1 protein-coding gene is annotated in these 9639 nt (G+C 74.4%); it reads right to left on the bottom strand.

Features of this window, described 5'->3' with window-relative positions:
- Positions 1-4: 4 nt before the first annotated feature.
- A complete protein-coding gene (locus ACWD3H_RS17595) occupies positions 5-9637 on the bottom strand; it encodes an amino acid adenylation domain-containing protein (RefSeq protein ID WP_451955703.1) in 9633 nt (3210 codons plus the stop codon).
- Positions 9638-9639 lie beyond the last annotated feature (2 nt).

Genomic DNA, 9639 nt, shown 5'->3' with positions numbered 1-9639 from the left:
CTGTTCACGAGCCCTGGCTCTGGGCGACCCGTTCGAAGGACGCCAGGATCATGTCCTGCACCACCTCGGCCAGGGCGCCGACGGTCGGGGCGGTGAAGAGCTCCCTCGGGGAGATCTCGACGTCGAACGCGCGCCGCACCCTGGAGGTCACCCGCAGGCTGGTGATGGAGTCGCCGCCCAGGTCGAAGAAGTTGTCGTCCACCCCGACCCGCTCGACCGCGAGCACCTCCGCCCAGATCCGGCCGAGGGCCTCCTCGGTCGGGGTGCGCGGGGCGGCGTAGGCGGCGCACACGGCTCCCCTGCTCTCCGGTTCCGGCAGCGCCCGCCGGTCCACCTTGCCGCTGGCGTTCAGCGGCAGCCGCTCCAGGGACACGAACGCGGAGGGGACCGTGTAGGCGGGCAGCCGCTCGGCCAGCGACCGGGCCAGGTCCGCGGGCGAGGGCCGCGCGCATCCCGCGACCGGCACCACGTAGCCCACGAGATACCTGCGCCCCGGCGCCTCCTCGCGCACGACGACCACCGCCTCGGCCACGTCCGGCCGGGCCCGCAGCGCGGCCTCGACCTCGCCGGTCTCGATGCGGAACCCGCGGATCTTCACCTGGTCGTCGGTCCGGCCGAGGAACTCGATGTCGCCGTCCGCGCTCCAGCGGACCCTGTCCCCGGTGCGGTACAGGCGGCCCCCGGCGTCGAACGGGTCGGCGACGAACCGCTCGGCGGTGAGCGCGGGCCTGCCGAGGTAGCCCCTGGCCAGACCGCTTCCCGCGAGGTACAGCTCGCCGGGGGCGCCAGGCGGTACCGGAGCGAGATCGCGGCCCAGCACGTAGGCACGCGTGTTGTCCATCGGGCGGCCGATCGGCGCGGCACCGGACCCGGCGAGCTCCGGCGTCATCTCACGGCAGGTGGCGAAGGTCGTGGCCTCGGTGGGGCCGTAGCAGTGGTGCACCTCCGTCGCCGGGCAGCGCTCCATCACCCGCAGCATCGCCGCCGGCGAGGCGGCCTCGCCTCCCGTCCACACCTCGCGCAGCCCGGCGAAGCACTCGGGCAGTTCCCCGGCGAAGAGGTTGAACAGCGCCGTGGTGAGGAACATCCCGGTGACGCCGTGCCCGGCGACCAGGCGCCGCAGGCTCCGGGCGTCCAGCTCGCCCTGGGCGACCACCACCCGGCCGCCGGCCAGCAGCGGGACCCACATCTCGTAGGTGGCCGCGTCGAAGGCGTGCGGGGAGTGGAAGAGAACACGCTCGTGCCCTCCCGAGCGCCACCGCCGGTCCGTGGCCAGGCTCACGATGTTGCGGTGGGTGACCGCCACCCCCTTGGGGACCCCGGTCGAGCCGGAGGTGTACATCACGTACGCCAGCCGGTCGGGGTCGGCCACGGCGGCCGGGCCCGCGAGCGGGGGACCGTCCAGAGCCGCGTCGCCGTCCACCACCAGCACCCGCGCCCCGAGCCCGCCGATCTTCGAGACCGTCGCCCGGTCCGTCAGCACGGCCACCGCCGCGGTGTCCCGCAGGATCCAGCGCAGCCGGTCGGGCGGGTAGCTCGGGTGCAGGGGGACGTAGGTGCCGCCGGCCTTGAGCACCGCGAGCATCGAGACCAGCGCGTCGGCCGTGCGAGCCTGGAGGACGGCCACCCGCGACTCCACGGTCACCCCCAGGGACGCCAGGTGGCGCGCCAGCCGGTCGGCGCGCTCGTCCAGCTCGGCGTAGCCGAGGCTCTCCCCCTCCGACACCACGGCCGGCTCGCCGGGAACGGCGCGCGCCCGCTCGGCGAACAGCTCGTGCACGCACCGCGCGGGGGTGTCGTGGGCCGTGTCGTTCCACTCCACCAGCATCCGGCGCCGTTCGCGCCGGGTCTGCGAGGGCAGCGACCCGATGGTCCGTTCCGGGTCGGCCGCGATCTCCTCCAGCAGCGCGGCCAGGTTCTCGCCGAGCCGCCGTACGGTCGCGGCCTCGAACAGCGCCCCGTCGTGGAGCAGCACGAAGGACAGCTCCTCGCCCGGATAGACGACCAGGTTGAGGGGGTGACCGTTCACCTCGGCGGCGTCGACGTCCCGCAGCCGCACGCCGGCGGCGCCGGCCGGGGCGTGGTCGATCGGGTAGTTCTCGAAGACCACGACGCTCTCGAAGAGCTGGGCGCCGGGTCGCAGCTCGCTCCAGGAGCGCACCCGGGGCAGCGACACGGAGTCGTGCTCGCGCGCCCGCGCCTGCTCCTCCTGCAGCTCGCGCAGCCACGGCAGCAGGGCGCGGCTCTCGTCCACGGCGACCCGGACCGGCAGCGTCTCGATGAATATGCCGATCATGGACTCCGCGCCGGCCAGGTCCGCGGGACGGCCGGAGACCGTCGCGCCGAAGCAGACGTCCGGCTCGCCGCCGTAGCGGGAGAGCAGGATCCCCCAGGCTCCCTGCAGGAGGGTGTTGAGCGTGAGCCGGCCGTTCCTGGCGTGTTCGGCGAGCCGCCGGGAGACCGAGGCCGGCAGCTTCACGTTCACCCGGCCCGCCGCCCTGGGCCGGTGGTCCGGCGCGGGCGGCCGGTCGTACGGCAGGGGCGTCGGCTCCGTGAACCCGGCGAGCGCCTCGCGCCAGTACGCCTCGGCGTCGGTGTCGTCCAGGCCGAGCAGCCACTCGACGTGGTCGCGGAAGGGGCGGCGGGCCGCCGGCCGCCAGTCCCGCCCCTCGCGGCGCGCGGCGTAACAGGAGAGCACGTCCGCGAGCAGCCGGTGGACGCTCCACCCGTCCAGCAGGATGTGGTGCAGGGTCCAGACGACCCGCACCCGGGTGTCGTCGAGCCGGATGATCGCCAGCCGGGTGGGCGGGGACGCGGCGAGGTCCAGCCCGGCCTGCCGGTCCCGCGCGAGCAGCCGCTCCAGCTCCGCTCCCTGCTCCTCCTCCGGCAGGTCACGCCAGTCGTGATGGGCGATCGGCAGCCGGGCCTTCCGGTGGACCACCTGGAGCGGGTGGTCGAGCCCCTCCCAGGCGACGGAGGTGCGCAACACCGGGGTCCGCTCCGCGACGAGCCGCCACGCCTCGCCGAGCGCCTCGGGGGCGGCCACCCCTTCGACCACCATCTCGAACCGGGCCGTGTAGACGTCGGAGCCGGGCGCCATCAGGCAGTCGAAGAGCATGCCGCTCTGGGTGGGGGTGAGGGGGTAGACGTCCGCCACCGTGCGGCCGGTGCCGACCAGCGCGTCGAGGCTCGCCTGGTCCAGACGGGCCAGCGGGAAGTCCGAGGGGGTGCGGCCGCCCGCGCCCGGCTCCGCGCAGTGCCCGACGATCCGCTCCACGGTCGCGGCGAACTCGTGGGCCAGGCGCTCGACGGTGGCGGGCTCGTGCAGGTTCGGCGAGTAGTACCAGGTGACCTGGAGCCGTCCGGACCTGATGGAGCCGACGACGTCGAGCACGTGCGGCCGGTTGTCGCGCGGATCCTGGAACAGCTCGATGCCGGAGATCTCCCGGTAGAGGTCCCCGTCCCCGGCCTCGGTGTCGAACCGGCCGAGGTAGTTGAGGCAGATCTGGGGGACGGGATCGCCGGCGAGCGCGGACCCGTCCCGGTAACGCAGCGCGCCGTACCCCAGGCCGCGCCGGGGAACCGCCCGCACCTGCTCCTTGACCGACTTGAGGAGGCCGCCCAGATCCTGTCCGCGGGGGACGTCCAGTGCCAGGGGGAAGTAGCTGGTGAACCACCCGACCGTGCGCGTGAGGTCCATGTCGGGGAAGATCTCCTCCCGTCCGTGGCCCTCCAGACCGAGCAGGACGCGGTCGCGCCCGGCCCATCCGGACACGACCCGGGCCAGGGCGGCCAGCAGCACGTCGGTGATCTCGGTGCGGTAGACGCCGGGAACCTCGCGGAGCAGGGCCCGGGTGGTGGTCTCGTCGAGTTCGACGGACACCTCGCGGACGCTCTCCACGGTGTTCGGGCCCCGCCCGCCGAAAGGCCCGCCGAGGGGCCCGCCGAGGGGCCCGTTGCCGGGGCCGTCGAGGGGCAGGGCCGCCGCGGCCCCGGCACGGCTCACCTTCGCCCAGTGGCCGAGCTCGTCGTCGAAGCCCCCGGCCTGGACGTGCCCGGCCAGGCGGAGGCTCCAGTTCTGGAACGAGGTCGTCCTGGGCCCGAGGTCGACGCTCTCTCCCTGAAGGATCTGCCGGTACGCGGTGCGCAGGTCCTCCAGCAGGATGCGCCACGACACGCCGTCCACCACGAGGTGGTGCGCGGTCAGCAGCAGCCGCGGCCCACGGCCGGTGCTGAGCAGTACCGCCGCGATCAGCGGCCCGTCGCCGAAGTCGACACGGGCCTGCGCGGCCGCCGTCTCCCGCTCGACGGCGGCGTCGAGTTCGGCGTCGGCGACGCCGGACAGGTCGGCCCCGCGCAGGATCACCTCCTCCCCAGCCGGCACGACGCGCTGCGACCACTCTCCCCGAGTGACCTCGAAGCGCGACCGCAACGCGTCGTGCCGCTCGACCAGTGCCGCGACCGCCGCCCGCAGGGCCGTCTCGTCGACGTCGTCCGCCAGTTCCACGGTGACGAACTGGTTGAAGACCTCGGGAACCGTGAACCTCTCGAAGAGGAAGTGCTGGATGGGGGTCAGCGGCGCCCGGCCGCCCGGCCCTGCGCTCTCCGTGCCCTCTGTGCCCTCCGTGCTCCCGGGGCTTCGCACCTCGGTCACGTGAGGGCTCAGCGCCGCGATCGTCTGCCAGCGGAACAGGTCCCTGGAGGTGAGCCGCAGACCCGCCCCCCGCGCCCTGGAGGTGAGCTGGATGGCGAGGATGGAATCGCCGCCGAGGGCGAAGAAACCGTCCTCGACACCGACCCGGTCGACGCCCAGCACCTCGGCCCAGATCCCGGCCAGTTCCCGCTGCACCGAGTCGCCCGGCGGGACGTACCCGCCGTCTGAGTCCCGCGGGGCGCCGGGAGCCGGCAGGGCGGCACGGTCCACCTTGCCCCGCACGGTCAGTGGGAACTCCTCCAGGACGACGATCGCAGCGGGCACCATGTGGTCCGGCAGCACCGTGCCCGCGAAGGCTCGCAGCTCGGCGGGATCCGGCTCCGCGTCACCGGCGGGGACCACGTATCCGGTCAGCGCCAGGCGCTCGTGGCCAGGCCTGGCCTCGGTGGCCACGACGACGGCCCCGGCCACGCCCGGGTGGCTCTGCAGCGCGCTCTCGATCTCCCCCGGCTCCACCCGGAAGCCGCGGATCTTCACCTGCTGGTCGGTGCGGCCGAGATACTCCAGCTCCCCTCCGGGCAGCCGGCGGACGAGGTCCCCGGTGCGGTACATCCGGCCGCCCGGGGCTCCGAACGGGTCGGCGACGAACCGCTCGGCGGTCAGGTCCGGCCGGTTCAGGTAGCCCCTGGCGAGACCGGCGCCCGCGAGGTACAGCTCACCGGCGACCCCCACGGGCACCGGGTTGGCGTAGCCGTCCAGGACGTACGCGGCGGTGTTGGCGACGGGCGAGCCGATGGGGGGCAGCCCCCCGGCCCGGCCGGCGTCCTGCCAGGTGACGTCGCCCGCGGTGGCGACGACCGTGGCCTCGGTGGGACCGTAGTTGTTGACCAGCCGGTACGGCGTCCCCCGGCGCGGGCGGCGGCGGAGCACGTCCCCGCCGGTCAGGATCGCGCGCAGTCCGGTGGCGGCGAATCCGGGCTCGTCCAGGACGGAGTCCAGCCGGGGCGTGGGCAGGAAGCAGATCGTGGTGCCCATCCTGGCGAACCAGTCCACCAGCGCGGCGGGATCGTCCAGCGTCTCCCGGTCGGGCAGGGCCACCCGGGCTCCGGCGCAGAGGTAGGGCCACACCTCCCACACGGCGGCGTCGAATCCCAGCGACGCGACCTGCGAGGCCCGGTCCTCGCTGACCACCTCGAACTCCGCCACATGCCAGGCGCACAGGTCGGACAGGTTCCGGTGCTCGACCATCACGCCCTTGGGACGGCCCGAGGAACCGGAGGTGTAGACGATGTAGGCCAGGTCCCCGCCGGCCACGGCGATGTCCGGCTCGGTGACCGCCTGGCGGGTTTCGCCGGGGTCGCCCGCGTCCAGCGGCACGACCATGGCGTCCAGGCCGCGGGCCCGGACCTCCGTCGCGCGATCGACCAGCACGACCGGCGCGCCGGTGTCGGCCACCACGTAGGCCAGCCGCGCGTGTGGGGTGTCCGGGTCGAGCGGCACGTACGCGCCCCCGGCCTTCAGCACGCCGAGGAGCCCCGCCACCAGCTCGGGGCCGCGCTCCGCGCACGCCACGACGGGCACGTCAGGACCCACGCCGAGGGCGCGCAGGCGGTGGGCCACCCGGTTGGCGCGCTCGTCCAGCTCGGCGTAGGTCCACCTTCGCTCCCCGCACTCCAGCGCGACGGCGTCCGGTGCCCGCCGGACCCGCTCGGCGAACAGGCGGTGCACGGGGAGGTCCGCGCGGCGGTCCCTGACCTGGCCGTTCCATCCGGCCAGGGACCGCCGCTCGGCCTCGGTCAGCAGGGGCAGCCGGGCGAGCGGCCGGTCGGGGTCCTTGGCCACCGTGGCCAGCAGGACTTCCAGATGACCGGCCATCCGCTCGGCCGTCTCCCGGTCGAACAGGTCGGTGCTGTACTCGATCATCACGTCCAGCGCCCCGTCGCGCTCGACGAACTCCAGGGTGAGGTCGAAGATCGCCGACACGTGCGGGAGCCGGAAGCCCTCGGTGCGCGCGCCGGTGAACTCCAGCGGCCTCTCCGGTACGTTCTGCAGCGCCACCATCGCCTGGACCAGCGGGGTCCGGCTCGGGTCGCGGCCGTCGCTCAGCTCGTCCACCAGGCGTTCGAACGGGACGTCCTGATTGCCGAAGGCGCCGAGCACGGTCTCGCGCACCCGGCCGAGGAAGTCGGTGAAGGACAGGTTCCCGTCGACCGCCGACCGGAGCACCAGGGTGTTGATGAAGCAGCCGATGAGCGGTTCCAGCTCGGGGCGGTCGCGCCCGGAGATGGGGGTGCCGACCGCGATGTCCCGCTGGGAGGAGTAGCGGGCGAGCAGTACCTGGCAGGCGGCGACCAGCGTCATGAACAGCGTGGCGTCGTTGCGCGCGGCGAGCCCGTTGAGCGCCGCGGTGAGCTCGGGGGGCAGGGTGAAGCGGTGTGCCGCTCCGGCGGAGGAGCGCACCGCCGGGCGCGGCCGATCGGTGGGCAGTTCGAGGGGTGACAGACCGGCCAGTTGTTCCCGCCAGTAGCCGAGCTGGTCCCGCATGGCCTCTTCCGTCCAGCGTTCGCGCTGCCAGACGGCGTAGTCGGCGTACTGCACGGCCAGCGGTGCCAGCTCGGCCCGGCCGCCCTCCCTGGCGGCGCCGTACAGCCTGCTCAGCTCGTCGGCGAGCACGTTCATGGACCAGGCGTCGATCACCGAGTGGTGCACGGCCAGCACCAGCAGATGCTCACGTTCGGCACGGCGCAGCAGCGTCATCCGCAGCACGGGGCCGCGTCCCAGGTCGAACGGGAGGCTCACCTCCCGGCGCAGCAGGCGCTCCAGTTCCTCCTCGCCGAGCCCGGAGGCGTCCACGACGGTCAGCGGGACCTGAAGGCCCTTTGCGGGGTGGACGACCTGGACCGGCTCGCCGCCGGTCGAGGAGATGGTCGTCCGCAGCGACTCGTGCCGGGCGACGAACTCGCGCAGGGCCGACTCCAGCGCGGCGGGGTCGAGCTCGCCGAGCAGCCGGTAGCCGAACCGGACGTTGTAGTCGGCGGCCTCGGGGTCGAACTCGTGGAAGAACCAGAACCGCCGCTGCGCGAAGGAGAGCGGCAGGTCCCCGGTGCGGGGCACGGGCACGACGGCACCGTCGGCCCCACTGCCGGCCCCACTGCCGGTCCCGGTGGCGGCCGGGGTGACCGACGCCGCCAGCGCGGCGATCGTGCGCAGCTTGAAGATGGCACGGGCGGGAAGCTCGGCGCCGAGTGCCGCCCTGATCCGCGGGAGCACCCGGAAGGCGAGCAGGGAGTTCCCGCCGAGCTCGAAGAAGTCGTCCTCGACACCGACCCGGTCGACGCCCAGTACCTCGGCCCAGATGCCGGCGATCGCCCGCTCCGCGTCGTTGCGCGGGGTTCCGTAACCGGCGTCCGTGCCGTCCTGCCGGGTCGGCGCGGGCAGTGCCCCGCGGTCGAGCTTGCCGCTGGCCGCCAGCGGCAGCCGGTCCAGGGTGCGGAACACCGAGGGGATCATGTGCTCGGGAAGTGTCCGGGCCAGGAACTCGCGGAGCTCCGCCGCCGCCGGGGCCGCCTCGCCCGCCGGGACGAGATAGGCCAGCAGGCGCGTGTCTCCCGAGCCCTCACCGGAGGGCACCACGGCGACCTGGGCGATCGCGGGATGTCCGGCCAGCGCCGACTCGACCTCGCCCGGCTCGACGCGATAGCCCCGGATCTTGACCTGGTCGTCGGTGCGCCCCAGGTATTCCAGATCCCCTCCCGGCAGGCGCCGCACCAGGTCTCCGGTGCGGTACATCCGCTCGCCCGGCCCGCCGTACGGGTCGGCGACGAAGCGCTCGGCGGTCGCTCCCGGCCTGCCGTGGTAGCCGCGGGCCAGCCCGGCGCCCGCCACGTACAGCTCTCCGGGTACGCCCTCCGGGACGGGTCGCAGGGATCGGTCCAGTGCGTAGGCGCGGGTGCCGCGCATCGGGCGGCCGATCGCGACGGGTCCCCGGAGCGGCCCCGCCTCCGGCTCGACCCGGAAGGAGACGCAGCCGACCGTCGCCTCGGTCGGGCCGTACTCGTTGACCACCGTCACCCCGGGATGCCGTGCCCGCCACCGGTCGAGCACCTCGCCCTGGAGTGCCTCCCCGCCGATCACCAGTTCCGCCGTCGGCGAGCGGTCCTCCGGCAGGTTCTCCAGGATCGGCAGGTGACTGGGGGTGATCTTCAGGAACGACGGCCGGTCTCCGGAGCCGCCGGGACGGCCGCCGTCCAGCTCGCCGACCTCGATCCGGCCACCCGCGGCGAGGGTGCCCCACAGCGCGGTCACCGCCAGGTCGAAAGACGTCGACGAGTGCAGCAGCGCGACCCCCGCCAGCCCCGGGTAGTCGCGCTCGCAGCAGGCCAGGTAGCTCGCGAGCTGCCGCCGCTCGACCAGCACGCCCTTGGGGCGCCCCGTGGAGCCGGAGGTGTAGATCGCGTACGCCAGGTTCATCGGGCCCGCCCGGCGGTCGGGCTCGGTGACCGGCCGGTCCGCGATCGTCGGCCCCTCGTCGTCCAGGCAGACCACCCGCGCGGCCGTCGCGGGCAGCCGAGCCCGCAGGTGCGCCTGGGTCACGACGGCGGCCGCGCCCGCGTCGCCGATGGCGAAGGCCAGGCGGCCGGCCGGGTTGTCCGGGTCCAGCGGCAGATAGGCGCCGCCGGCCTTGAGCACTCCCAGTAGCGCCACGACGAGTTCCACGCCGCGCTCCGCGAAGACGCCGACGAGCGTGTCCGGGCCGACGCCGCAGGCGCGAAGGTGGTGCGCGAGCTGGTTGGCCCGCGCGTCGAGCCGCCCGTAGTCGAGCGACTCCCCGTCCGAGGCGACGGCCGTCGCCTCGGGGGCGCGGCGCACCCGCTCGGCGAACAGTTCGAGCAGGCACCGGTCCCCCGGTGACTCGGCGCCTTCACCGAACGGCGGTGTGGCGGCGCCCTCGGGCGCGGGTACGGACGGTGCGTCGTGGGTCACGC

This window comes from Streptosporangium sp. NPDC002607, from assembly GCF_053592655.1.
The sequence above is the reverse complement of the archived record's forward strand: the minus strand, read 5'-3'. Positions and strand labels throughout refer to the sequence as shown.